This is a genomic window from Mesorhizobium sp. B2-3-7, assembly GCF_006442695.1.
GTDB lineage: Bacteria > Pseudomonadota > Alphaproteobacteria > Rhizobiales > Rhizobiaceae > Mesorhizobium.
Genome location: NZ_VFVV01000016.1, coordinates 1 through 25,290 on the forward strand (window position 1 = coordinate 1; position 25,290 = coordinate 25,290).

Sequence of the window (25,290 nt, forward strand, 5' to 3'; positions counted from 1 at the left end):
GGGCAGTCTTAGAAGCAAACTTCTTCGTCGCCAGCGGCGCACCGCCCTCGTTCGTGAGGCGTATATAGTCGCCACCCCGACAAACTGTCAACACCGATCCAAGAAGTTTTTGAATTTTTTGCGACAGAAATTTCAGGCCCGATTTGTCGATAGCCGGCTGCCGTTGGGGAACAGGACGCTAAGGAGTATCCAGCCACGAAGGAGCCCTATTGCCGCCGCATTGCCGTTCGACACCAGAACCAACAAAGCGGGCGCAGCGCAGCGGCGCGGTGCCTCTTTTAAGAGCCTCATATAGAGGTGTGCGATGAGCCCTCGAGAGAGGGAAACGCCGCCCTCTTTGCAGAGCGCTCTATAAGAGAAGCGCGCGAGGGGAATTCGACCGGGGCCCGAGGCTTCGTTGACTTAACCTGCCGTGACAGGCAAATGTCATGGCCACAACAAAAGCGACAAGCCGTTCCGCCCGGGGAAAAAGCAGCCTTTCTGGATGCCAGATACGGAAGATGTCATAGCCGAACTCGGCAACGAGCCGCCGCTTATCGCGGACGGCCGCAGTGGCCCACCCGACCGGCGCGAGGTTTCCGCGCGCTGGCTGTCGGGGACATTCTTGACCGGCGTGACCTCAAGCGTGCTGATGGGCGTGGCGCTGTTCGCCGCCCTCGACGGGCGCCAGCAACTGGCGACGCCACCCGAGATCGCCGAACTGATCGGCCTTGCCGGCAATGGCGATTCGGGCGAGATGGCCAAGACCACCAGGCTGGTGGCGCCGCGCCAGATCGCCAAGGCCAAGGACCGTCGACGCATGGAAGTGTCGATGGTTACCAAGGTCGGCGACCGCGATGTCATCCACACCATGCCTTTCGTGCAGATCAAGATGGCGCTGGCCGCCGGCCATACTACCAACCGGCCCTACCCGCCCTTCGATCCGATGCAGGTGTTCGGCGACGACGGTGACGACGCATCGGCGCAACCGGCGACGGCCGCCGCTGCGCCGGGCCAGATCTACGGCACCAAGGTCGAAAGCGAAATGAGCCTGAAGACCGTCGACTTCCCCATTGAAACGGCTTCCTTCGATGAAAAGAGCGACCTTTCCGCCGATGAGGTGGAAAAGGTAGTGCGCGAGGCCGGCACCGATCTCAGCGACGGCGCCGTCCAGGTCGCTTCGCTCCACTATGTCGACCCGCAGCGATTTGGCGAGGCCTTTGCCGAGAGCATGGCCGGCTCCTACGACGTCAGGATCGTGCCGGAGAACGTTTCGGTCGCGCCACGTGCCAACGCCGATGACCAGGCACCGGCCTTCGCCGAGGAAATCATCCCTTTCACCAAGGATCTCGCCATCACGGAAGCCTTCGCAGATTCGGGCTATACGGGCGAGGACGCCGCCGGCATGGCCGAGGCGATCACCAAGCTCTTGAACGCCCCGGCGCTCAAGGCTGGAACCGTGCTGCGTGTTGGTCTCGAGGTCCATGGCGACGCCGCCAAGGTCGTGCGCACCAGCGTCTACGATCGGACCCAGCATATCGTCACCATAGCGCTCGACGATCGCGGCCAGTATGTGCCGGCGCAGGAACCGGAGCCCAATCCGGAGTTGCTGACGGCGTTCGATGATTCGTCGGCGCCAGTGGTGGTGCGCGGCAACCTGCCCAACGTCTATGACGGCATCTACCGCGCCGCCTATTCCTACGGCATGTCCAAGGCCATGACGCAGCGGCTCATCAAGCTGTTGGCTTCCGATGTCGACTTCCAGTCCCGCCTCAATCCGGCCGACCGTCTCGAAGTGCTATTCTCGCAGCCCGACGGCGACGACCAGACCTCGGACAATTCCGAACTGCTTTACGTCTCGGCGACCTTCGGCGGGCAGACGCGCAATTTCTACCGTTTTCAGATGCAGGACGGCAGCACGGATTATTTCGACGAGGACGGCTCGAGCGCCCAGCAGTTCCTGCTGCGCAATCCGTTGCCGGCCGGAAAGTTCCGCTCCGGCTTTGGCGCGCGCAGGCACCCGATCCTCGGCTATGTCCGCATGCATACCGGCGTCGACTGGGCAGCCCCCATCGGCACGCCGATCATCGCCGCGGGCAATGGCGTCATCGAGAAGGTCGGCTGGGCCGGCGGCTATGGCAAGCAGATCATCATTCGCCATGCCAACGGCTATGAGACCTCCTACAATCACCAGAGCGCTTTTGCCAAAGGCATCGAACCGGGCGTTCACGTCCGACAAGGCCAGACCATCGGCTATCTCGGCCAGACCGGCCTCGCCACCGGCCCGCATCTTCACTACGAGCTGATCGTCAATGGCACCAAGGTCGATCCGATGCGCGTCCGCCTGCCCGTCGGCAAGGTGTTGAAGGGCGAGGACCTTGTCGCCTTCAAGCGTGAACGCGAGCGCATCGACGACCTGCTGAAGCAGGAAGACAGTGATTCGCTGAAGGTCGCGAGCGCCAAGATCGAAGGATAGTTCCTTCGATCCACCCGTCAGTCGCGAGGGTTTTCGGCGGGCCGGCGCCATGGCAATGATTCGCCTGAAATCGTCATCCAGGCGATGACAGCCGAAAGCAGGCAAAGCAGCGCCGTTACAAAGGAAACAGCCGAGAATGCGGCGTCGCTGGCGGCAAGCCGTGCGGCGTCGACAACCGGGGCCAGTCCGGTCGTCGCCGGTTCACCGAACCCCGGCACGCCGGGCAAGGCGCTGCCATCCAGGGCCTTCGCGTAGACCCAGGCGGCAAGCGACCCCATAGCCGCAACCGCAATCAGGCCGCCTATGCGCGAGACGGCATTGTTGATACCGGAGGCCGCGCCCGTATCCTTGTCTTCCACCGCCGTCATGATCGCCGTCGACAGCGGCGACACCACCAGCGCCATGCCGAACCCCATCAGCGCCATCAGCGGAAATGTTCCGGTCCAGAAATTGTGGATACCGGCATGCGTCAACAAGCCAAGCCCGGCGAAGGCGAAGGCAACCACCAGACTGCCGCTGGCGATCGGAAAACGCGGTCCGATCCGGTCGGACCACTGGCCGACAGGCCCAGACAGCAGTGCGATCAATGCAGACAGCGGCAGGAAGATGAAGCCGACCTCGGCCGTGCTCAGCCCCCAGCCGGCGATCAAAAGCATGGGCAGGTAGAAAAGATTGGCCGACAGCGCGAAATAGAGGAAGAAGGTCGCGAGATTGGCGCCGGCGAAGGCGCCGATGCGAAACAGATTGAGATCGATCATCGGCTCGCGCTGCCGGCGCTCGTAGAAAATGAAGACGAAAAGCAGGACCACGCCGGCAACGATTGCCGAACCCGACATGAATCCGGCAGCCTCCGCGTTCATCGCCGTCAGCCCGTAGGCCAGCAACCCGAAGGCCAGTGTCGCCAGCGCCGCGCCGCCAAGATCGAGGCTGCGCTTTTCGGTCGGCCGATCCGCCGGGATCTTGGCGAGCAGCAGGTAGATCGAAACCAGCCCAAGCGGCAGGTTGATGGCAAATATCGCACGCCAGATTCCATTGCCGAGGGTCGACAGCACGAAACCGCCCAGCACCGGACCGAGTGCCGTGGTCAGCGCCGAAGCGGCGGCCCAGATGCCGATTGCGCGGCCGCGCTCCTTTTTCGGATAGGCCTTGGCGATGATGGCAAGGCTGCCCGGCACCATGATCGCCGCGCCGACGCCCTGGATTGCACGAAACGCGATCAGCACCGCCGGATTGGGCGCCAGCGCGCAGGCCAATGAAGCGGCGATGAACAGCGCGATGCCGGCGACGAAGGCGCGGCGCAGGCCGAAGCGGTCGCCCGCAGCACCGCCGGCAAGGATGAGCGCCGAAAGCGTCAGCGCGTAGGCATTGGATATCCACTGCGCTTGCGCCAGGCTGGCGCCGAGATCGACGCGGATTGCCGGCGTGGCGATGGCAAGGATCGAACCGTCGATGAAACCAAGCGCTGAAGCCAGGATCGCGGCGATCAGCACATAGCGCCGCTGCGACTGCGGGCAGAACGTACCGTTGGCGGTCGGCGGCGGGACGGCAGCGGCTTTGCTCGGTGAATGCATGCAACCTGCATAAACCCGCGGCGCGCCCGCAACAACCAGCCAGCGGTCCCGGTGGTTGAAACCAGCTGCGCAGCCACCTGGCCGCGTTGGCAGGTGCCGGCCCACGCAGGTGCAAACAAGCGCCGGCATGCTAAGCTTTCACGCGGCATCGGACGGGAGCCGATCAGACAGGGGGAGAAAATCGATGAAGCGACCGCTCGAACCATCCCAGTCCGGGCTCCACCGCGTCGTCGGGCTGACCGACGGCGTCTTCGCCATCGCGCTGACCCTGATCGTTCTGGAGATTCGTGTACCGACGCACGAGGCGATCCATTCCGAAGGCGATCTCCTCGACGCCGTCCTGGCGTTGGCGCCGCGCTTCCTGACCTATGCGCTTTCCTTCCTGACGCTGACCATCTTCTGGTTCGGCCAGCAGGCGCAGCATGGGTTGATCACCAGATCCGACAGGCGGCTGGCAACGCTCAATTTGTGCTTTCTCGCCTTTATCGCCCTGCTGCCGTTCTCGACCGATCTTCTGGCCGACTTCCTCGAATTCAGAACCGCGGTCGCCGTCTATTGGCTCAATCTGCTGATGCTCGGCGTCACCCTGATCGCCAGCTGGCGCTATGCGGAGAAAAATGGCCTTCTGGCGGATGATGTCGACGTCGAAACGAAACGCACGGTCTACCTGCGCATCGTCAAGGCGCAGCTTCTGTGGGCGGTCGGCGCCCTGCTCTGTCTGGTCACCCCGCTGCTCAGCGTCGGCTTCATTCTCATGGTGCAGCTGATTTATGCCGCGACACCGAGCGCGAAATGGTTGCGCAGGATAATCGGGTAGAGCAATTCCAGGAAAAACGTGGCGGTTTCCCGGGAAAAGCGCGCAGCGCTGGAGCGGCTCGGAAGTCCATCGAACACTGAACCGCTCTAACCAGCGACGAACGCCGCATCGTCTCAGTCGACGAATTCCACCGTCACGCCGGGCGAAACCAGCTTGGCCAGCTCGCGGGCATCCCAATTGGTTAGTCGCACGCAACCATGGCTTTCGGTCTTGCCGATCTTCGAGGGATCCGGCGTGCCATGGATGCCGTAGGTCGGCTTGTCCAACGCGATCCACACCGAGCCGACAGGGCCATTCGGGCCGGGCGGAATGGTCAGGACCTTATTGTTCTCGCCCTGTTTAAAATTGATGTTGGGGTTGTAAGTGTAGTTCGGATCGAGCGCGACACGGGACACGGCATGAATGCCGGACGGCGACGGCGTGTCGGACGAGCCGATGGTGGCGGGATAGGCCGCGACCAGCTTGCCCGCCGTATCATAGGCAAAGACCTCTTTCTTGCCCTTGTCGGCGACGATACGAGCCACCGGCGACGACACCAGTCTGCCGAAATTGGCAACCTTGATGATCGTTCCGGGACGGTTGAAATTGGCCTCCGGGTTGAGCGCCTTGAGATAGTTCTCGTCCATGTGGAAGCGCTCGGCAAGCGCTTCCGTGACCGACGTATAGCCCATGCGGTCGAGCTGCGCCTTCTGGCTGTAATCTTCCGGGATCGACGCAACATAGGGACCGGCCGCATCCTCCGGCGTGATCGTGTAGTTGGCCAAGGCATCGCCGCCCGATTGTGCAAGGGCCGCCTGGATGCCGACGGCGTCGGTCGATCGCAGATTGCTGCCGGTGATCTGGTTGTAGGCAGCCAGCGCCTTGTCGACATTCGAACCGAAGCGCCCGTCGATGACGCCAGGCGAAGCGCCGCCGCGATCAAGCAGCACCTGCAGAGCCGCGACATCCTGGCGTGCTCCGAGCGAAAGCGACGGGTCGACCACAGTCTTGCCGCCTGCTTTCGGCGGTAATCCCGCCTCCTCTGCGGGCGCCGGCTGCGCGGCGGGAGCCGTGGGCTCGACCGGCTCTATCGAGGCCTCGTTCAGCGGCTGGCGCTTGATGGAGGGCGGCGTTGCCGGCTGGGGCGCTTCCGGATAGTTGTCGTAGACGCCGTCGCCGCCGGGGGCCGGCGGGTAGGCCTCGACGGAATTGTCGCCATAGGGATCATATTCCTGGACGGGCGGCGCGATGACCCGGCCTTCGTCTTCCATCTGCCTGCGGCGGAAGCGTGCCATGTCTTCCGGATCGTCGAGATAGTAGCGGTCGTCGTCGGCGGGAACGCGGCCGAGTTCGCGCAGCCGTGTCTCGCGGCGCAGCGCGCGTCGGTCGAGCCTGGTCTGCGGCGGTTGGATGGCGATGACCTTGCCCGTGTCCGCATCGACGATGACGCGGTTGCCCCTGGCGTCGTAATAGATGTCGAGATTGCCGTCCTGGGCCAGCAGGATGCCGCCGTCAGCGGGGCGGACGACCCGCGGCGAAGCGTCCTCGGTCGGCGCGGCGAACGCGCTTGAAAACGCCAGTCCGGCCGCAAGTGCCGAAAGGGTGAAGATCGTCCGCAACATCGTGGGCAAACTCTCCGGTCCGTAATTGCCGTCGCCGGCGGCTTTCGCGCGTAGCGAGTCCTTCGCCAGCGAACCACCGCCCGACCATAAGGTTCCAATATGAACCGGGCATGAAGATGGCGGTTTTCCGGCGCCTCGACGAATATCAGCTAAATGCATATCATCCAAAAGCGGCCCGGTTTGGGGCGAAAGATATGCATAGAACAAAAAGCTAAAGCGCGTCGCCTGAATCCGTCGAGCGTGACGCGTTTTAGCCTCAGGCAAGTCCCAGTTCCTTTCGCGCCTGCTTCGTCAACTTCAGGGCGACAAGACGATGGCTCTCGCGCAGATAATCCTTCAGCGCGCCATCATCCATGCTCTGGCTTGTCTGGCGCTGGATCCATTTCATGCCGCGCGAGGCAAGGTAGGGTGCGGGCCGCAAGCCGGGCTGCTCCTTCAGCACATCATAGGCAATGTCGGAGCATTTGAAGGTAATGAAAGGGTCGCGGCCCTCGCTCCAGCCGCCGATGGCAAAGACCTTGGCGCCGACCTTCCAGACATGGGCGCCGCCCCACTGGACGACATGCGATGTGGCGGGCAGCGAGGCGCAGAAGCCGTTATAGTCGTCCAGCGTCATGCGTGCTCCTGCCGAAAGACGCGAAAAAGCCGCGCGCCCGTCCTGGGCGCGCGGCGTTCAATCAGGCTGCCGCTTCGGTCGCGACGACCGTCGGCTTCGAACGGAAATTCAGCCGGTCGGAGCCGGCGGTCACCTTGACGGTCGAGCCGTCGAGGATCTCGCCGAGCAGGATCTTCTCCGCCAGCGGATCCTGCAGGTCTTTCTGCATCACCCGCTTTAACGGCCGCGCGCCATAGGCGGGGTCGTAACCCTTGGATGCCAGCCAGTCGATCGCCTCCTGGTCCAGTGACAGCGTGATCTTGCGGTCGACCAGCAGGTTTTCCAGCCGCTTGAGCTGGATTTCGACGATGCGGCCCATATCCTGCCGGCGCAGCCGATGGAACAGGATCACCTCGTCGACGCGGTTGAGGAACTCCGGCCGGAACGACGCCTTGACGACGTTCATCACCTCGTCGCGAACCTGGTCGACATCCTGGTCCTCGCCGAGATTGACCAGGTATTCGGCGCCGAGGTTCGACGTCATGATGATCAGCGTGTTGCGGAAGTCAACCGTGCGGCCCTGCCCATCGGTGAGCCGGCCGTCGTCGAGCACCTGCAGGAGCACGTTGAACACGTCGGGATGCGCTTTCTCGATCTCGTCGAACAGCACGACCTGATAGGGCCGGCGCCGCACCGCTTCGGTCAGCGCGCCGCCTTCCTCATAACCGACATAGCCGGGAGGCGCGCCGATCAATCGGGCAACCGAATGCTTCTCCATGAACTCCGACATGTCGATGCGCACCATCGCGCTCTCGTCGTCGAACAGGAAGTTCGCCAGCGCCTTGGTCAGTTCGGTCTTGCCAACGCCGGTCGGGCCGAGGAACATGAACGAGCCGATCGGCCGGTTCGGATCCTGCAGGCCGGCGCGAGCGCGCCGCACTGCCTTGGAAACAGCTTGCACCGCCTCGCCCTGGCCGACGACGCGCTTGCCGATCTCGTCTTCCATGCGCAACAGCTTGTCGCGCTCGCCTTCCAGCATCTTGTCGACCGGAATTCCGGTCCAGCGCGAGACGATGTGGGCGACATGATCGGGCGTGACCACTTCCTCGACCATGCCGGCCTTGCCGTCCTGGGCCTCGGCTTCCTTCAGCTTCTTTTCCAGTTCCGGGATCTTGCCATAGGCAAGCTCGCCGGCGCGCTGGAACTCGCCCTTGCGCTGGGCGATGGCCAGTTCGTTGCGCGCCTCGTCAAGCTGCTTCTTGAGGTCGGCGGCGAGCCCGAGCTTCTGCTTCTCGGCCTGCCACTTCGAGGTCATCTCGGTCGATTCCTCCTCGAGGCTGGCGAGGTCCTTCTCGAGCCGGGCAAGCCTGTCCTTCGAAGCTTCGTCCTTCTCGACCTTCAGCGCTTCGCGCTCGATCTTGAGCTGCATGATGCGGCGGTCGATCTCGTCCAGCGCTTCGGGCTTGGAATCGACCTGCATGCGAAGCCTCGAAGCGGCTTCGTCGACGAGGTCGATCGCCTTGTCCGGCAGGAACCGGTCGGCGATGTAGCGGTTGGACAGCGTCGCCGCCGCGACCAGCGCCGAATCGGAAATGCGCACCTTGTGGTGCTGTTCGTATTTCTCCTTCAGGCCGCGCAGGATGGAGACCGTGTCCTCCACCGTCGGCTCCTCGACGAAGACCGGCTGGAAGCGGCGGGCGAGTGCGGCATCCTTCTCCACATGCTTGCGGTATTCGTCGAGAGTGGTGGCGCCGACGCAGTGCAGTTCGCCGCGCGCCAGCGCCGGCTTCAGAAGGTTGGACGCATCCATGGCGCCGTCCGCCTTGCCGGCGCCGACCAGGGTGTGCATCTCGTCGATGAACAGGATGATCCCGCCGGCAGCGGCAGTGACCTCGGAAAGCACGGCCTTCAGCCGCTCCTCGAACTCACCGCGATATTTGGCGCCGGCGATCAGCGCGCCCATGTCGAGCGCCATCAGCTGCTTGTCCTTCAGCGATTCCGGCACGTCGCCATTGACGATACGCAGCGCCAGGCCTTCTGCAATCGCCGTCTTGCCGACGCCCGGCTCGCCGATCAGCACCGGATTGTTCTTGGTGCGGCGCGACAGCACCTGGATGGTGCGGCGGATCTCGTCGTCGCGGCCGATGACCGGATCGAGCTTGCCGGCGCGGGCATCGGCGGTGAGATCGCGCGCGTATTTCTTCAGCGCGTCATAGCCCTGTTCGGCATTCGCCGAATCGGCGGTGCGGCCCTTGCGGACATCGTTGATCACCTGGTTGAGCGCCTGCGCGGTAACGCCGGCCTTGGCCAGTATGTCTGATGTCTTGGCCGATTTCTCGACCGCCAGCGCGGTCAGCAGCCTTTCGACCGTGACGAAGCTGTCGCCGGCCTTCTTGGCCAGTTCCTCGGCCGTCGAAAACACCTTGGCCAACGGCTGTGCCAGATAGAGCTGGCCGTTGCCGCCCTCCACCTTGGGCATCGCTTCGAGTGCCGTCTCGATGCCGAGCTTGACGTCGCGGACGCTGCCGCCGGCGCGCTCGATGAGCGACGCAGCCAGACCCTCGTCGTCATCGACGAGCACTTTCAGGATATGTTCGGGGGTGAATTGCTGGTGGTTGCGCGAGAGCGCCATGGTTTGCGCGGATTGGATGAAGCCGCGCACGCGCTCCGAGTATTTCTCGAGATTCATACCTGTCTCCTTCCATCACCGGCCCGCTTTGCGGCACCGGATCAGTTTGCGGTGACGGACCCGCCCGTGAGAGCCGGATCCAGTTGAGGCTGATATGGTGCGCAACCCGCGAACCCTCAAGACGTCTCGATGGCTGCGAAAGCATAATATTCCACGGCCGCGCAAAACGAAAACGGCGGAGATTTCTCTCCGCCGTTCAATGCATGGAAGCGTCGCCGCTCAGTTGTCGATGTCGGCGACCGCGGTGTCGGCGTTGCCATTGTCCGTCGGCGCCGCGACCACCTCGCCAGCGTCGGCATTGTCGTTGCCGCTGGTGATCTGGTCGGCATTGCCGCGCGGGCGGCGCGGACGCCTCGGACGACGGCTGGGACTAGTCTCCGCGGCCGTCTCATTGAGTTCGGCCTGGGCTGCGAGCCCGGCCGGCGACAGGTTCTCGAACAGCGGCGCCGCCTGCTCGACCGGCGCGGCGGATTCGGCTGGCGTGGCGACCTCGGCCTGTTCGGCCGTCTCGTTGCGCTGCTGCTGGGCACCCTGCTCGGCGGACGAACCATAATCGCCGCGCTGGCTGTTCTGGCCATAGCCGCCATTGGGGCGGCGGTCGCGATGGCGTCCGCCATTATTGTCGCGGCCGCCACTGTTGCGCCCGCCATTATTATCACGATCGCGGCCGTTTTCCCGGTTCAGCGCGACTTCGGCCGGCATGCCTTCGATAACCGGCTGCGGACCCGCGCCGTGGTTGATCACCGGAACCGGCGCATCCGCAACGTTGTTGCCGGCGTTGCCGGCATTGTCGAACTCGTCGCGATCCTCATCGCCATCATCGTCGAATTCGTCGCGATTCTGCTGGACGTTCTGGATCGGCATCTGCGCCTGCGCGGCGGCAATGATGCGATTATAGTGCTCGGCGTGCTGGAGATAGTTCTCCGCCATCACCCGGTCGCCGGAGCTTTGCGCATCACGGGCAAGGGTGGCGTACTTTTCAGCGATCTGCTGAGCAGACCCACGGATCTTCACGTCCGGGCCGTTGCTCTCGTAGTTGCGCGTCAGGGGATTTGGCCCCTTGCGGTTGTTGTTATTGTTGTTGTTGCCGCCGCCGCCATTGTTGTTGCGACCGCGCATGCGCCTGTTCTGCTGTTGTGGCCTCATTCGACTCTCTTCATATTGAAATTTTCGAAAACTCTTCACGAACGGTGGCGCTCATGCAGCCAGCCGTTTCGTTTCTTCACCGGCGTTCGCCCGCATCAATTGCGTTGGCGCCACGTGCCATCCTGTTCCGGTTACATCACTTGCCGGACGATTCCCGCACGAAGCTTGGGCGTCGTTTGCGCAAGAAGGCAGCTATTTCCAAGGAAAACCGAATCGCTAAGAGCACTGCCTGCTTCGTCTCATCCGGTTAACGCGACCCTAGCCGCATTCCCCGGCATTGCCAAGCGGTTTTTTTCGCACTGCGTCAAGGCTTTCCCCGTTGAAAGACAAGAACCCTGTCGTTTCCGCCGAGGTCGCCGAACGCACCAGCGACCGCATAGCCGGACGAGCGAAATATAGCGGTGACCTCGATGTGCTGTGTGTAGCCGATCTCGACCGCAATCCTGCTTCCGGCTTCTAGAAACTTAGCCGCCTCAGCGGCGATGACCCTGTAAGGGGCCAACCCATCCGCGCCGCCATCCAGGGCCAGGCGCGGGTCGAAATCCCGGACTTCATCCTGCAGATTTCCGATGTCCTCCGATCGTATATAGGGAGGGTTTGCGACAATTACATGGTATCGACCAGAAACTTTTTCAAACCAGTCGGACAGCAGCGCCGTGAACCGGTCGCCAAGCCCCAATTGCGCGGCATTGCGCGTTGCCGTCCTCAACGCCCCTTCCGAGAAGTCGACCCCGGTGGCAATCGCTGCCGGCACGGCGCTGAGCAGCGCCAGCGCGATGGCTCCGCTGCCGGTTCCCAGATCGAGGATGCGGCACTCGCCCTCGCGCATGACGGTTGCCCTGACAAAGGGCAGTATGGCCTCGACCAGCGTTTCGGTGTCGGGCCGCGGCTCCAGCGTTTCCGGCGACAGCGACAGCCGCAACCCGTAGAACTCCCGATAGCCCAGGATGCGGTGCACGGGCTCGCCGCCCGCGCGGCGCCTCAAGGCGCGGTCGATCTGGACAAGAGCGGCGGCATCGACCGCATGTTCGGGATCGGCAATGGCCTGCGTGCGGGTCGTACCTGAAAAGTGCTCCACGATCAGTCTTGCATCGAGCGCCGGATTATCGACCGCCGCCAAGCGCGCTCGCGCTGCCCGCAGCAGCGGCCCCAGCGCCTGGGGCAAAGGATCAGCCATCAAGACCGATATCGGCGAGCAGCTTCGACTGGTGATCGGCGATCAGAGCGTCGATGACTTCGTCGAGTTCGCCCATCATCACCCGGTCGAGCTTGTAGAGCGTCAGGTTGATGCGATGATCGGTGACGCGGCCTTGCGGAAAATTGTAGGTGCGGATGCGTTCCGAGCGGTCGCCGGAGCCGACCTGCGACTTGCGCGATTCCGAGCGCTCCTCATCGGCCTTGCTGCGTTCCAGGTCGTAGAGCCGGGCCCGCAGGATCTGCATGGCCTTGGCCCGGTTCTGGTGCTGCGATTTCTCCGCCTGCACCACCATGATGCCGGTCGGCAAATGGGTGATGCGCACTGCCGAATCGGTGGTGTTGACGTGCTGGCCGCCCGAGCCCGACGCGCGCATCGTGTCGATGCGGATGTCTTCGGCCCGGATGTCGATGTCGACTTCCTCCGCCTCCGGCAGCACGGCTACCGTCGCCGCCGAGGTGTGAATGCGTCCGCTGGCCTCGGTCGCGGGCACGCGCTGCACCCGGTGGACGCCGGACTCGAATTTCAGATGCGCGAAAACCCCCTTGCCGGAAACCGTGGCGATGATTTCCTTATAGCCGCCGGCATCGCCCTCGCTGGCCGATACCGTCTCGAACCGCCAGCCACGCGAAGCGGCATAGCGCTCATACATGCGAAACAGGTCGCCGGCGAACAATGCTGCCTCGTCGCCGCCGGTGCCGGCGCGGATTTCCAGGATGGCGTTCTTGTCATCGGCCGCATCCCTGGGCAAGAGCAGGATCTGGATGTCCTTCTGCAACGCTTCGATGCGCTCATCGACCTCTGGCAGGTCGGCCTCGGCGAGAGCCCGCATCTCGGCATCGGTGCCCTTGTCGGCGAGCATCGCCTCGAGATCGGCCTGCTCCTGCTCGGCCGAGCGCAAGGCTCTGACCTTGGCAACCATCTCCTGGAGCTCGGCATATTCCGATGCCATCTTAACATAGGCATCCGGCGCCGGGCCGGCCGACATCTGCGCTTCGAGCATTTCGAAACGCTTGACGACTTGATCCATGCGGTCGCGGGGAAGGGAGATCATTGCAAAGGTGCTATAACGGAATTGAGCGGTCGTCGGCAAAGGCCTGCAGCAGCGCCCGCATCGGCAGCCCCTGGGCCGGCGCCATCAGATTGTCGTCGAAGAACGCTTTCAACGCCTCCAGCGGCAATTCGGTCAGCATCGCCTTGACCGGACCGATCGAAGCGGGCGACATCGAGATAGAACGGAAACCGAGGCCGACCAGCGCCATTGCCGAGATCGGCTTGCCGGCGAGTTCGCCGCAGAGTGTGACGGGCGTGTGGTTGCGGGCGCCGGCATCGGCGATGGTCTTGAGCACCCGCAGGAACGGCGTCGACAACGTGTCGAAGCGATCGGAAAGCTGCGTGTTGCCGCGGTCGACCGCCATCACGAACTGGAACAGGTCGTTCGAGCCGACCGAGACGAAGTCGACCGCCTTCATCAACTCGTCAAGCTGGAACAGGAGGGACGGCACCTCCAACATTGCCCCGAGCTTGAGGCTGGTCGGCAAATGATGGGCAAAGCGCGACAGATGCCGCACCTCGCGGTCGATGATTTCGCGCGCCTGGGCGATCTCGCCGAGCTCGGTGACCATCGGCAGCATCAGCTTGAGCTCCCGCCCGCCGCAGGCTTTCAGCAGGGCGCGGATCTGGGTGCGCAGCAATCCCGGACGGTCCAGCGTCAGGCGGATCGCCCGCCAGCCGAGCGCCGGGTTCTCTTCCTGGATGGCGCCTTTGAAATAGGGCAGCACCTTGTCGCCGCCGATGTCGATGGTGCGGAAGGTCACCGGCTTGCCGCGCGCGGCATCGAGCACGTCGCGGTAGAGCCGCTCCTGCGCCTCGGCACGGGGAAAGGTCGAGGCGACCATGAACTGCAATTCGGTGCGGAACAGGCCGATCCCGGCGGCACCCGACTCGGCCAGTTGCGGCAGGTCGACGGCAAGCCCGGCATTCATCAAAAGGTCGACCGCAACGCCATCCTTGGTCACCGACGGCTTCTTGCGCAGTTCGCGGTAGACTTCCTGCCGGCGCGCCCGGAACCGCACCTTTTCGGCATAGGCGGCTTCGAGATCCGACTGCGGACGAAGATGGATCGCGCCTTCCTCGCCGTCGACGATGATGGCATCGCCGTTTTCCGCCATGGAAACGGCGCCCTTCATCTGCCCGGCGACGGGAATGCCCATGGCGCGCGCGACGATGACGACGTGGCTGGTGGCCGCGCCATCCTCGAGCACCAGCCCGCGCAATTTGTCCCGGGGATAGTCGAGCAGTTCGGCGGCGCCCATCGAGCGGGCGACGATGATGGCATCCTTCGGCAGCGAGGCCGCGACATCATCAGGCCCGCGTCCCATCAGCTGGCGCAGAAGCCGGTTGGCGAGGTCGTCGAAATCGCTCATCCGCTCGCGCAGATAAGGATCGGTCATGTGCAGCATGCGGGCGCGCATGTCGCTCTGCACTTTTTCGACCGCAGCTTCCGCCGTCAGGCCGTTGCGGATCGCCTCTTCCAGCCGCCGGACCCAACCGCGGTCGTTGGCGAACATGCGGTAGGCTTCCAGCACCTGGCGATGCTCGCCCTCGAAGGCGACGTCGCGGCGCTCGAGCATGTCGTCGATGGAAAGCCTGAGCGAACCGAGCGATGCCTCGAGCCGGCGGACTTCCTCTTCGCTGTCCTCGTTGAACAGGTTGGTGACGACGATGCGCGGCTCGTGCAGCACGACATGACCGAGCCCGACGCCCTCGTTGAAGGACAGGCCGGTGAAGCTGACCGGGCGGCGCAGATCGAGCTCGAGGCCGGGCCGCGTCAGCCGCGCCAGATCGCCGGTGGCGATCATCTCGGCGATCACCATCGCGGTGGTTTCCAGCGCCTCGACCTCGTCGTCGCGGTAATGGCGCATGGTCTTGTTTTGCACCACCAGCACGCCCAGCGTGCGCCCTGCCCTGAGCACCGGCACGCCGAGGAAGGAATTGTAGATCTCTTCCCCGGTTTCCGGCAGGTAGGCGAAGGCCGGATGTTCCTGCGCATTGGACAGGTTGAGCGGCCGCGCGCTGGCGGCAATCGTGCCGACCAGGCCTTGCCCCAGCCTGAGCTGCGCCAGGTGCACCGCGTTCGGGTTCAGGCCTTCGGTGGCGTAGAGTTCGAGCACGGAATCGGCGCGCAGCACATAGAGCGAGCACACTTCGGCGACCATGTTGGAGGCGATGTCGCGCACGATGCGGTCGAGCCGCTCCTGCGGCTCCAGCGGCTCCTGCATGAGCTCGCGGAGCCGTTTCAGCAGAACGCGCGGGCCACTGGCCGGGTCACGCATCGCGGCTTCTTCTCCAATAGGCTTCTTGCCGGCGCAGTTTCGGCCGCCGCCGGCACGCACGCAACAACTGATTCAGTCTGCTACTGCTTATCCAGACCGTAGACGGAATGCAAAGTGCGAACCGCGAGTTCCGTGTAAGGACCGTCGATCAGTATCGAAATCTTGATCTCGGAGGTGGTGATGGCGCGGATGTTGATCGCCTTGTCGGCCAGCGCCTTGAAGGCGGTGGCGGCAACGCCGGCATGGCTTCTCATGCCGATGCCGATGACCGAGACCTTCGACATGCCGGCTTCCGACTGCACGACGTCATAGCCGACATCGGCCTTCAGCCGGTCGAGCACGGCCAGCGCTTTGTCCACGTCTCCGGAGGGCACCGTGAAGGTCATGTCGGTAAGCTTGCCGTCCTCGGAAATGTTCTGGACGATCATGTCTACGTTGATGTTGGCCTCGGCCAGCGGCCCGAAAATGCCGGCGGCAACGCCCGGTCGGTCGCCGACACGGCGCAGCGAAATCTGCGCCTCGTCCTTGGCATAGGCAATTCCGGTGACGACCTGCTGTTCCACGATCTCTTCCTCGTCGCAAATAAGCGTTCCGGGCGGATTGAGCAAATCCCCCATTCCGGGCGCGTCGGGATCGTCGAAGGACGACCGCACGAAGGTACGCACCCTGTGCACCATGGCAAGCTCGACCGAACGCACCTGCAGAACCTTGGCGCCGAGCGAGGCCATTTCAAGCATTTCCTCGAACGATATCTTGGCCAGCCGCCGCGCCTTCGGCTCGATGCGCGGATCGGTGGTGTAGACGCCGTCGACGTCGGTATAGATGTCGCAGCGGTCGGCTTTGACGGAGGCCGCGATCGCCACCGCGCTGGTGTCGGAGCCGCCACGACCAAGCGTTGCGATGCGGTTGTCCGGTCCGATGCCCTGGAAACCTGCGATGACGGCCACCTGGCCCTCGCCGAAGCGCTTGATCAGGAAAGCGCCGTCGATATCGAGGATGCGTGCCGCGCCATGCGCGTTGTCGGTCTTGATCGGGATCTGCCAGCCCTGCCAGGAGCGGGCGTGCACGCCCATGTTCTGCAAGGTGATCGCCAGGAGGCCTGCCGTCACCTGCTCGCCGGACGCAACCACGGCATCATATTCGCGCGCGTCGTGCATCGGCGAGGCCTCGCGCGTCCAGCCGACCAGTTCGTTGGTCTTGCCGGCCATCGCCGAGACCACCACCGCCACCTCGTGGCCGGCATCGACCTCCCGTTTGACGTGACGCGCCACATTGCGGATGCGGGCGATGTCGGCGACGGAGGTTCCGCCGAATTTCATCACGATGCGCGCCATGGAAGCGAAATGCCTTTGACTGAAGCCGGCTCTGCGCCGAAAAACCGAGGAAAGCGCCCGGCTGGCGCCGGCCGCTGAATGCGCGGCCTCCTTAGCCAAAACATCCAGGCTTCGCAAGCGACGGCTCATAAGAAGAGCGCCGCGCGGGCTGAACGGTAACTTCATTTTGCGCAGGGCCCAACCGGCAAGGCTCACACGGCGACGGGCGTCAGCCCAGGCGCACGATGCTTTTCCACAAATGTGGATAGTCGAGCACGAAGCCGAGTGGAGAGACCTCCAGAACCGCCTCATAGCCGAATGCCGGCGCGGCATAGGCGTAGCGGGCCGCGTCGAGGCGCCGATAGGTCTGCTCGAGCCGCATCATTCTGAGCTCGGGAAAGGCCAGATAGGCGGCCGGCGCGGGCGTCGCTTCGCCGACGGCGAGCGCGAACCGGCGGATCGCCAGGAGGTTCGAAGCCGGCGTGAAGCCGAGATCGACGTCTATCAGGCCGGCCACCTCCGGCTGCGGCTCGCCATTCAGCGCCCAGGAGCCGTCGGCGCGGCGTTCGATCCCCAGGGAAAGCTCTTGCGGGCCGAGAAAGCCCTCGACCCGTGCCGAGCGCGTGTGCCAGCCGGCATCGCAATCCACCTCGTAGGCGATGCAACACGGCCTGTCGTCTTGCAGGAAGATGGCCTGCCCCTTCAGGCCGTGCCCACTGGGCCGCTGCGAGAGCATGCAGGAATCGTGACCTTCAAAGTCGAGCCTGCGCCAAAGGATCGATGCGGTCTGAGCCACGGCCATCTCCTTTTTTCAACACGATCTTCCCTTTTTCGCACACCGCCGCGATTTTGTTTCGGCCGAGATGCCCTGAGCTGACACGTCCTGACAGAGCGCCGCCGGCAATACAGGGCGCTTGTCGGCGGTGCCGGCCTCGCACTGTCAGCAGGCGAAAATGCAGCCTTGACTTTCCCTCCCCCACGCCCGACTTGCTAGCGTCCGAGGAGACCAATCGATGCCAGAGCCCCGACGATCGACGATCGATGCCGGAGAAGTGGAGCGCTTTTCCGCCCTTGCCGCCGAATGGTGGAACCCAAACGGCAAGTTCCGGCCGCTGCACAAGTTCAACCCCATCCGGCTTGCCTACATACGCGACCAGGTGGCAACGCGCTTCGGCCGCGATCCGCGCGCGGCACGGCCATTCGAGGGCCTGCGCTTTCTCGACATCGGTTGCGGCGGCGGCCTGCTGTGCGAGCCGATGGCGCGGCTTGGCGCCGAAGTGGTCGGCGCCGATGCTTCCGCCACCAATATCGAAGTGGCCAAATTGCACGCCGCCGAAGTCGGCGTGCCGATCGACTACCGCGCCACCACGGCCGAGGACCTGGCCGACGCCGGCGAAAAATTCGACGTTATCCTCAATATGGAAGTGGTCGAGCATGTCGCCGACATCGACCTGTTCGTCGCCAAATGCGGCGAGATGGTCAAGCCCGGCGGCATCATGTTCGTGGCCACGATCAACCGCACGCTGAAGGCGCTAGGGCTGGCCATCATCGGCGCCGAATATGTGCTGCGCTGGCTGCCGCGCGGCACTCATCAGTTCGGCAAGCTGGTGCGCCCGGAAGAGCTGGAAAAGGCGCTCGGCGGCGCCGGCCTGACCGTCATCGACCGCACCGGCGTCGTCTACCACCCGCTCGCCGACCGCTGGCAGCGGTCGAAAGACATGGACGTCAACTATATGGTGCTGGCGGAAAAGGGCACGGTCTGAACCGGCTCACGCCGCCTGACTCTGCGCCCTCGCGCTGGTCCCGCTTTGCGCCTTGGTGGTGATAAACACGCCGGCCGTGATGATGACAGCGCCTGCCCAGGTCAGCAGTTGATAGTGCTCGCCGAGGAAGATCGTGCCCGCGAACAGCCCGACGGCCGCCGCCACATAGCCGATCTGGCTGAGATAGACCGGGCCGCCCACCGCCTGCAGCCGGAAGAAGAAGGCAAACATTGCCGAAGCCGACGCCATCTGCGCGACGACCACAGGCGGTACCGCGCCCAGCGGAACAAACGCTTGCCAGCCGAAAAGCGTCAGGATGCCGAGGAGAAGCAAGGTCGCCGACGCCAGATGGCTGCCCACGGCAAGCTCGATCGGGCCGGTTCCTTCGGGCCAGTCGACGGTGCGGTAGATGTTGCCCGCGGCAAGGCTGACCGGGATCAGCAATCCGATCGTTACCCAGAAATAATCGGCCGGTTGGCCAGCTTCGCCGCGTGTAAGCGCGACCATGACCGCACCGATGAAGCCGACCGCAATGCCGATGACGCCGAGCAGGTTGGGGCGCCGAACGCCAAGCAAGATCGAGAACACGAGCGTGATCACCGGCGATAGCGTGAACATGATGCCCGTATATCCCGCGCCGAGATGCGGGATGGCCGAAAACATCAAGAGGTTGGGAAAGGCATAGGACACCGCCGCCGTGACGAAGAAATAGCGCAGCTTGCGCGCCGTAAGCTTGATGCGCTCGCCACGCAGCAGGAGAGCCAGCAACAGCACGCCGCCGGCACCGAGCGAGATGACGAAGGCCCAGACCATGGCCGGAACGCCGGCGGCGGTCGCAAGCTTGCCGAACGGCAGCGTCAGGCCAAGCAGGGCGCCCGTCACGACCAGCAGGCCAAGCGCCGAATCCCAGAGAAATTTCATCTGATGGTCCTCGTCATCGTCGCCGGCACTTGGCCGCCACTTCATTTTCCGATAAGATAACGAAAAGATTCTTAACGTCAAGATACATGGCAGAATAGATGGACAGGGCGGCAAAGGCGATCGAACAATGGAACAGGGAGAGGCCGGACCTTGACGTCTCGCCGATGGGCGTGATCGGGCGGTTGAATGAAGCATCCTCGCTGATTGCCCGCGAGCGCCTCGCGCCGTTGTTTGCGCGCTATGGATTGCAGGCCGGCGAATTCGACGTGCTGGCCACGTTGCGCCGCTCGGGCGCGCCCTACGCGCTGACCCCGACCGCCCTTTACGAGGCGACGATGGTGACCTCGGGCGCCATGACCAACCGGCTCGACCGGCTCGAAACCTCAGGGTTGATCGTGCGTGGTCCGCATCCCAACGACCGGCGCGGCATCGTCGTGCGGCTGACTGAAAAAGGCCTCGCTTTGATCGACGAGGCCATTGCTGCCCACGTCGCCAACGAGCACGAGATTCTTTCCGGCCTGACGCAAGCCGAACGGGAAACGCTTTCGCGCCTGCTTGAAAAATTGATCGGCAGCGTAAGCTGACCGCTCAGTTCCGATCCTCCGGAAACACCGGGATCGGCATGAACTCGACGCCGTCCTCGGCCAGGCTCTTGGCCTCCTCCAGCGTCGCCTCGCCATAGATGCCGCGCGGGTCGGTCTCGCCGAAATGGATCTTGCGCGCTTCCTCGGCGAATTTGTCGCCGACGTAATCGGCATTCTCGCGAACCTTCTCGGCCATTGCCTTCAGTTGCGCCAGCGCCTGCTTCTGCGCCTCGCCCATGGCGAGCGCTATCGTTTCCTGCTTGCGCGCCGTCGACACGGCCGGCGCCATCAGGGCTTTCTCCACCTTGTGCGAGCCGCAGCTCGGGCAATCGACGAAGCCACGCTTCTTTTGCGTGTCGAAATCGTCATTGCTGCGGAACCAGCCCTCGAACTCGTGCTCGTTTTCGCAGATCAGGGAGAAGCGGATCAAGAGGCCGCTCCCCTGAGACGCGATGTCTCGGACGAACCGGCATTGACAGCGAAATCCCGCGCATTTTTCAGATTGGGGATCTTCTTGCGCGCCGCCAGCGACTGCGCCGGGTCGATCTCGGCGACGATCACCGCCGGCTCATTGTGCGCCGCCTCCGCGATGACGCGGCCCCACGGATCGACGATCAGCGAATGGCCATAGGTTTCGCGGCCGTCCTCGTGAAGGCCGCCTTGCGCAGCGGCCACGACATAGGCGCCGTTCTCGATGGCGCGGGCCCTGAGCAGCACGTGCCAATGCGCCTCGCCGGTTTGGCGGGTGAAGGCGGCGGGCACGGAAAGCAGGTCGGCGCCGGCTAGCGCCTCGGCGCGGAACAGTTGCGGAAACCGCAGGTCATAACAGACGGCAAAGCCCAGCTTGGCGCCTTCGATGGTCGTGACGACCGCCTCCGTGCCGGGCTCGTAGGTCGCGGATTCGCGCCAGCTCTCGCCATTGTCGAGATCGACGTCGAACATATGGATCTTGTCATAGGAGGCGAGCGTGGCGCCGTCCGGACCGAACAGCAGCGCCCGGTTGGCGAGCTTGCCGTCGGCGCGCAGGATGGCGGTCGAGCCGATATGCAGGTGGACGCCAAGTTCGCGGGCCAGTCGGCGGGCGGTCCCGACGATGATGTCCTTGTCCTCTGAGGTAAAAGACGCGGCCTTCTTGTCACGCACCAGCGCTCCGGTCATTTCCGGTGTCTGGATGTAGGTGGCCCCCTGGCCGGCTGCCTCGCGCACCAGCCGCTCGAGATCAGTTGCGTTGCGCTCTGGCCTCTCGCCCGAACGCATCTGGATCGCGGCCGCCTTGAAAACACCCATCGTCATATCCTCAATTCGTCGAACCATTGGCGAGCAACTTGTCCAGCCGGCCTTGCGCCTCCAGCTCGTGGAGGTCGTCGCAACCGCCGACATGCGTGTCGCCGACGAAAATCTGCGGAAAGGTCGTGCGGCCATGGGCGCGGGAAATCATCTCCTGGCGCAGTTCCGGCGAAAACGACGCGTCATGCTCCGTATAGGCGACGCCCTTGCGCTCGAGCAGCCGCTTGGCGGCCGTGCAGTAGCCGCACATCATGCGTGTATAGATGGTGACGTCGACCATGACGAATTTCCACTGTTTGTTGCCGACTTATATAGTCGTGGACTCGTCGGCCCGAAAGTCCCCCGGCAGCACGCGTGCGAAGGTCAGCACATCGACGGCGCCGGCCCCTGCTTTTTTCAGCGCCTTGCTGGCGGCGCGAACCGTGGCACCCGTGGTGTAGACGTCGTCGATCAAAAGCACGCGGCGGCCGGCGATCTCGATTTCCGCTTCGGCAGGCACGCGAAAGGCGGCCCGCACGTTGTCCTCGCGGTCCTTGCGCTCCAGCCCGACCTGCTGGCGCGTGAGCTTGACACGCCGCATGGCCGAGGGTGCGAAAGACAGGCCGCTGAGCTCGCAGACCGCCCTCGCCAATTCCGCTGACTGGTTGAACCGCCGCCTGAAGAAGCGACGCCAGTGCAGCGGGACCGGCACCACCACATCCGCCTCGGCAATGAGGTCGGCGCCGGCGCGCAGCATCCAACGCGCCATCCACGGCGCCAGGTCGGTGCGATCCTGGTATTTCAGCCCCTGCACCATCTGGCGGGCGACGCCGGAATAGGCGACGGCCGCCCGCGCCCGCTCGAAGGGCGGCGGATCGGCGATCGCCTCGGCCGACAGAAAGCCCTCACCCATATGGTGGGTGAACGGCGTGCCCATCACCGGGCACCAGGGCCGCTCCAGGAGGCGCAGTTTCGGCCAGCAGGCGCCGCACAGAACGCCGGGCTGCGAGACATGCCTGCGGCAGCCGGCGCAGACAGGCGGGAACAGGATGCGCGCCGGCCAGTTCGCCGCCGACCGTGCAAGGTTCCTGATGTCCAGAGGCTTGATCTTGGGCATGGGATCGGCCACGTGGTGGGTGCTGTGCGCCACTATATCAACTCCATCGGGGAATGGACAAACAAAGGATCTGCCCGTTTGCTGCCGATAATGGACACCTCACTGTGGCTGGCGCACAAGCAGCGCGCGCTCGATCATCCGGTCGGCGGCGCGGACTTCCTGATGCGGCGCAGTGCCGACGATCTTGCCGACCGGCTGGGTGCCGTGGAGCGCAGGTTTAGCAAGGCAGCGGTGCTGTTTTGCCAGACGTCGGCCGCAGCCGACATCCTCGCCGCGAGCGGCAAGGTGGCGGACATCGTCCGTGTCGAGGCGGATACGGCTTTCCTGGGCAATTCCGCCGGCATGGTCGCGCCGCTGGAAACCGTGCCCTTCGAGCCGCAAAGCCTCGACCTGGCGGTGTCGCTCCTGTCGCTGCAGGCCATGAACGACATTCCCGGCATGCTGGTGCAGATCCGCCGTGCGCTGCGTCCGGACGGGCTTTTCCTCGGCGCCTTCGCCGGCGCCGGCACGCTTGGCGAATTGCGTGAAAGCCTGCTGGCGGCCGAGACCGAGCTTCACGGCGGCGCCAGCCCGCGCGTCATTCCGTTCACCGACGTTCGCGACGCGGGAGCGCTGCTGCAGCGCGCCGGCCTCGCTCTGCCGGTCGCCGATGTCGAGACGGTGACGGTGCGCTATGACAGTCTTTTCAACCTGATGGCCGATTTGCGCGCCATGGGCGAAACCAGCGCGCTTGCCGATCGCAGCCGGCGGCCGGGCACACGCCAGCTGTTCGCCCGCGCCGCGCAAATCTACGCCGAGCGGTTTTCGGATCCCGACGGCCGCATCCGCGCAAGCTTTTCGATGGTCTGGATGTCCGGCTGGGCGCCCGATGCATCGCAGCAAAAGCCGCTCAAGCCGGGTTCGGCCAAGATCTCGCTGAAGACTGTGTTGGAGCAGCCCAAGGGGCAATGACAGTGTCCGCGGACGCGGACAGCCAGATCAGGGTGCGAAAGCGTTGGCAAGCCTGCTGCCATTGTCGCTGAACAGCCAGGTGATCGCGTTGAAGACCTGGCTGATGCCGCCGACGATCGTCAGCGACAGTACGGCGACGATCAAGCCGTATTCGACGGCCGTGGCGCCCTTTTCATCGTTCAGGAAACGCAGCAGCACTGTTTTCATCACGTCGATCCCTCTTGCCGGAACCATACCGCCGACCTGTTAAGAAAGGTTAACGGCACAGGCTTAATAGGCGATGAAACCGCCGCCTCTGAAAATGTCTTGGACCCGATCAGCAGTCGCCGCTGGTCCGGCCGTCGGATCGGATGATGCAGACCGAATCGGGCTGCGGCTGAAGCACGCTGCGGCGCACCGTATAGGTATCGCGACGAGTAATCGAACCAGTGGCAGTCATGTCGAGACCGCTGGCAAAATTCCGAGCCGATTGCGAGCGCGCCTGGCTCTCGAGGAAGGGCGTTGCGATCAGGGCCAGCGCCACCGCGGCCGACCCGAACAGCAGCGTGACGCGCAGCACGCCCATGCCCGCATCCGCGGCGCGAAAACTGCGGTCGGGCCGGATCGAATCCCAATCCCTGTCTAGGCTCATGCTGTCGCTCCCCAGAAAATCGCCGGCACGGCCGCGACGAGGCAGCCTTGCATCAATTTTTCATGATGAGATAAATCTTCCATTAATGCTGGCTTATGCGCCCCGCAGCTCCGCTCAGCCACAGGCCGCTAGCGGTTCTGTTCGCCTACAGGAGGTCGATCAGGAACGGGATCAGCGGAGCGTCGGCCGGCGGCATCGGGTAGTCGCGCATCTGCCTGGGCCGCACCCATTTCAGCGCCTGCCCCTCCTTCGGCTGGGCGATGCCGCGAAAGCGGCGGCAGATGAAAAGCGGCATCAAAAGATGGAAATCGTCGTAGCTATGGCTGGCGAAGGTGAGCGGTGCCAGGCACGGGATGTCGGTCTCGATCGCGATCTCCTCATAGAGTTCGCGGATAAGGCATTGCTCCGGCGTCTCGCCGGGCTCGACCTTGCCGCCGGGAAACTCCCAGAGCCCGGCAAGCTGCTTGCCCTCGGGCCGCTGCGCCAGGAGCACGCGCCCGTCGGCGTCGACCAGGGCGCAGGCGGCGACCAGGAGCAGGCGCTTGCCGGCGATCGTCACATCATTCATGCCCGATTTCACCCATGAACAGGCGGCCGGCGGTAGTGGTAGCGATAGACCTCGTCGAAGCCGAGCGAATGATAGAGCGCCAGCGCCGGCACATTGCCGGCCTCGACCTGCAGCCAGGCTTCCCGCGCGCCGCGCAGCCGCGCCCATTTCAGCGCCGACAGGATCAGGTTGCGGCCGTGGCCCTTGTTGCGTGCCGACTTGTCGGTGGCGACCTCGAACAGGCCGGCGAGATCGCCGTCATGGACGCAGATCAGCGTGGCCAGTGGTTCCGCTCCAGCCTCGAGCGCGAACAGCCCGGCCTCGGGCTGGATGGCGCCGATGATCTCCGACAGGCCTGGCCGCAGCGACGCGTCCGAGCCGCTGACCTTGAGCGACGCGCCGATGAAGCGGCTGATGTCCTTCAACGGGATCTGGTCCATGGCGGCATCGAGCTGGGCATCGGCCAGCGGCAGCCGCATCACCAGCGATTCGTCGAACCGGCTCCAACCCTCGCGGTCGAGATGGCTGGCGAGATCCGGACCCGATAGCGGCGACATGCGGAAGGTCAGCGGCCTGCCATAGGCATCGAAACGACGGCTGGCGCGGCCGATGCGGTCGGCGATGTGCTGGGTGTCGCCGGGATCGAGCGGATTGACCGAATTCAGCCGCTTGGCCGGATGTCCGGCCGTCAGCCGCACCACCCAGGTGCCGTCATAATGGACTGCCGCCGCGGGCCAGGCGCGGAACCCGGCCGCCTCATAGCGGCGCACTGTCGCCAGCATGCTGGCCGGAT

24 protein-coding genes are annotated in these 25,290 nt (G+C 64.3%); 5 read left to right on the forward strand and 19 right to left on the reverse strand.

Annotated elements, in window-relative coordinates; all coding sequences use genetic code 11:
* The first annotated feature begins 484 nt into the window (after positions 1-484).
* On the forward strand, positions 485-2,455 hold the full coding sequence (locus FJ940_RS25015) for a M23 family metallopeptidase (RefSeq protein ID WP_181168324.1): 1,971 nt from the start codon (positions 485-487) through the stop codon (positions 2,453-2,455).
* 17 nt (positions 2,456-2,472) lie between these two features.
* Here FJ940_RS25015 and FJ940_RS25020 read toward each other — a convergent pair whose 3' ends face one another.
* On the reverse strand, positions 2,473-4,026 hold the full coding sequence (locus FJ940_RS25020) for an MFS transporter (protein WP_140658236.1): 1,554 nt from the start codon (positions 4,024-4,026) through the stop codon (positions 2,473-2,475).
* Positions 4,027-4,210: 184 nt separating this feature from the next.
* Here FJ940_RS25020 and FJ940_RS25025 point away from each other — a divergent pair, with 184 nt between their 5' ends.
* Positions 4,211-4,843 carry a TMEM175 family protein gene (locus tag FJ940_RS25025; protein ID WP_140513832.1) on the forward strand — a complete coding sequence of 211 codons (633 nt, stop codon included), beginning with the start codon at positions 4,211-4,213 and terminating at the stop codon, positions 4,841-4,843.
* Between the two features lie 113 nt (positions 4,844-4,956).
* Here the strand turns inward: FJ940_RS25025 and FJ940_RS25030 are convergent, their stop codons facing one another.
* The 9 genes from FJ940_RS25030 to FJ940_RS25070 all read right to left on the reverse strand — a co-directional run bounded on the left by FJ940_RS25030 (position 4,957) and on the right by FJ940_RS25070 (position 17,513).
* Positions 4,957-6,444, reverse strand: a complete 1,488-nt coding sequence (locus FJ940_RS25030) for a L,D-transpeptidase family protein (RefSeq protein ID WP_140525458.1) — start codon at positions 6,442-6,444, stop codon at positions 4,957-4,959.
* 256 nt (positions 6,445-6,700) lie between these two features.
* Positions 6,701-7,060, reverse strand: a complete 360-nt coding sequence (locus FJ940_RS25035) for an MmcQ/YjbR family DNA-binding protein (protein WP_140500941.1) — start codon at positions 7,058-7,060, stop codon at positions 6,701-6,703.
* 61 nt (positions 7,061-7,121) lie between these two features.
* Positions 7,122-9,728: an ATP-dependent chaperone ClpB gene (gene clpB / locus FJ940_RS25040; protein WP_140500939.1), complete on the reverse strand. Its 2,607-nt coding sequence runs from the start codon at positions 9,726-9,728 to the stop codon at positions 7,122-7,124.
* 219 nt (positions 9,729-9,947) lie between these two features.
* Complete coding sequence (locus FJ940_RS25045) at positions 9,948-10,874, reverse strand: DUF4167 domain-containing protein (protein ID WP_140658238.1); 927 nt, start codon at positions 10,872-10,874, stop codon at positions 9,948-9,950.
* Positions 10,875-11,178: 304 nt separating this feature from the next.
* Positions 11,179-12,051, reverse strand: a complete 873-nt coding sequence (gene prmC, locus FJ940_RS25050; protein ID WP_140500927.1) for a peptide chain release factor N(5)-glutamine methyltransferase — start codon at positions 12,049-12,051, stop codon at positions 11,179-11,181.
* Positions 12,044-13,123, reverse strand: a complete 1,080-nt coding sequence (gene prfA, locus FJ940_RS25055; RefSeq protein WP_140500926.1) for a peptide chain release factor 1 — start codon at positions 13,121-13,123, stop codon at positions 12,044-12,046. Before prfA ends, prmC begins: the two co-directional genes overlap by 8 nt.
* Before the next feature lie 10 nt (positions 13,124-13,133).
* Complete coding sequence (gene ptsP / locus FJ940_RS25060; RefSeq protein ID WP_140525455.1) at positions 13,134-15,404, reverse strand: phosphoenolpyruvate--protein phosphotransferase; 2,271 nt, start codon at positions 15,402-15,404, stop codon at positions 13,134-13,136.
* 80 nt (positions 15,405-15,484) lie between these two features.
* Complete coding sequence (locus tag FJ940_RS25065) at positions 15,485-16,738, reverse strand: aspartate kinase (protein WP_140658240.1); 1,254 nt, start codon at positions 16,736-16,738, stop codon at positions 15,485-15,487.
* Positions 16,739-16,946: 208 nt separating this feature from the next.
* A complete protein-coding gene (locus FJ940_RS25070) occupies positions 16,947-17,513 on the reverse strand; it encodes a putative glycolipid-binding domain-containing protein (RefSeq protein WP_246671084.1) in 567 nt (188 codons plus the stop codon).
* Positions 17,514-17,730: 217 nt separating this feature from the next.
* On the opposite strand from FJ940_RS25070, the gene ubiG reads away from it, so the two are divergent.
* Positions 17,731-18,480: a bifunctional 2-polyprenyl-6-hydroxyphenol methylase/3-demethylubiquinol 3-O-methyltransferase UbiG gene (ubiG, locus tag FJ940_RS25075; RefSeq protein ID WP_140500923.1), complete on the forward strand. Its 750-nt coding sequence runs from the start codon at positions 17,731-17,733 to the stop codon at positions 18,478-18,480.
* Between the two features lie 6 nt (positions 18,481-18,486).
* Here ubiG and FJ940_RS25080 read toward each other — a convergent pair whose 3' ends face one another.
* Positions 18,487-19,401, reverse strand: a complete 915-nt coding sequence (locus FJ940_RS25080; protein ID WP_140513841.1) for a DMT family transporter — start codon at positions 19,399-19,401, stop codon at positions 18,487-18,489.
* A 98-nt stretch (positions 19,402-19,499) separates the two neighbouring features.
* On the opposite strand from FJ940_RS25080, the gene FJ940_RS25085 reads away from it, so the two are divergent.
* A complete protein-coding gene (locus FJ940_RS25085) occupies positions 19,500-19,985 on the forward strand; it encodes a MarR family transcriptional regulator (protein WP_140500921.1) in 486 nt (161 codons plus the stop codon).
* 4 nt (positions 19,986-19,989) lie between these two features.
* On the opposite strand, the gene FJ940_RS25090 is transcribed toward FJ940_RS25085, so the two are convergent.
* Genes FJ940_RS25090 through FJ940_RS25105 form a run of 4 tightly spaced genes read right to left on the reverse strand, consistent with a single transcriptional unit; the run spans position 19,990 to position 22,380 of the window.
* Complete coding sequence (locus FJ940_RS25090) at positions 19,990-20,415, reverse strand: DUF1178 family protein (protein ID WP_140500920.1); 426 nt, start codon at positions 20,413-20,415, stop codon at positions 19,990-19,992.
* A complete protein-coding gene (locus FJ940_RS25095) occupies positions 20,412-21,272 on the reverse strand; it encodes a carbon-nitrogen hydrolase family protein (protein WP_140658242.1) in 861 nt (286 codons plus the stop codon). The genes FJ940_RS25090 and FJ940_RS25095 overlap by 4 nt, the downstream gene beginning before the upstream one ends.
* Before the next feature lie 10 nt (positions 21,273-21,282).
* Positions 21,283-21,552: a glutaredoxin 3 gene (gene grxC, locus FJ940_RS25100; RefSeq protein WP_140513844.1), complete on the reverse strand. Its 270-nt coding sequence runs from the start codon at positions 21,550-21,552 to the stop codon at positions 21,283-21,285.
* A 27-nt stretch (positions 21,553-21,579) separates the two neighbouring features.
* Positions 21,580-22,380: a ComF family protein gene (locus FJ940_RS25105; protein WP_140513940.1), complete on the reverse strand. Its 801-nt coding sequence runs from the start codon at positions 22,378-22,380 to the stop codon at positions 21,580-21,582.
* 66 nt (positions 22,381-22,446) lie between these two features.
* Between FJ940_RS25105 and FJ940_RS25110 the strand changes: the two genes are divergently transcribed.
* Entirely contained in the window at positions 22,447-23,319 is an 873-nt protein-coding gene (locus FJ940_RS25110; RefSeq protein WP_140513845.1) for a methyltransferase domain-containing protein, read from the forward strand.
* Positions 23,320-23,346: 27 nt separating this feature from the next.
* Here the strand turns inward: FJ940_RS25110 and FJ940_RS25115 are convergent, their stop codons facing one another.
* From FJ940_RS25115 to FJ940_RS25130, 4 genes are all read right to left on the reverse strand, one after another.
* Positions 23,347-23,526 (reverse strand): Flp family type IVb pilin, encoded by a 180-nt coding sequence (locus tag FJ940_RS25115; RefSeq protein ID WP_140500916.1) that lies wholly within the window; start codon positions 23,524-23,526, stop codon positions 23,347-23,349.
* A gap of 109 nt (positions 23,527-23,635) precedes the next feature.
* Entirely contained in the window at positions 23,636-23,950 is a 315-nt protein-coding gene (locus FJ940_RS25120; RefSeq protein WP_140658244.1) for a hypothetical protein, read from the reverse strand.
* A 145-nt stretch (positions 23,951-24,095) separates the two neighbouring features.
* Positions 24,096-24,518, reverse strand: a complete 423-nt coding sequence (locus tag FJ940_RS25125) for a (deoxy)nucleoside triphosphate pyrophosphohydrolase (protein ID WP_140625586.1) — start codon at positions 24,516-24,518, stop codon at positions 24,096-24,098.
* 8 nt (positions 24,519-24,526) lie between these two features.
* Positions 24,527-25,279 (reverse strand): GNAT family N-acetyltransferase, encoded by a 753-nt coding sequence (locus FJ940_RS25130; protein ID WP_140500961.1) that lies wholly within the window; start codon positions 25,277-25,279, stop codon positions 24,527-24,529.
* Positions 25,280-25,290: the final 11 nt, after the last annotated feature.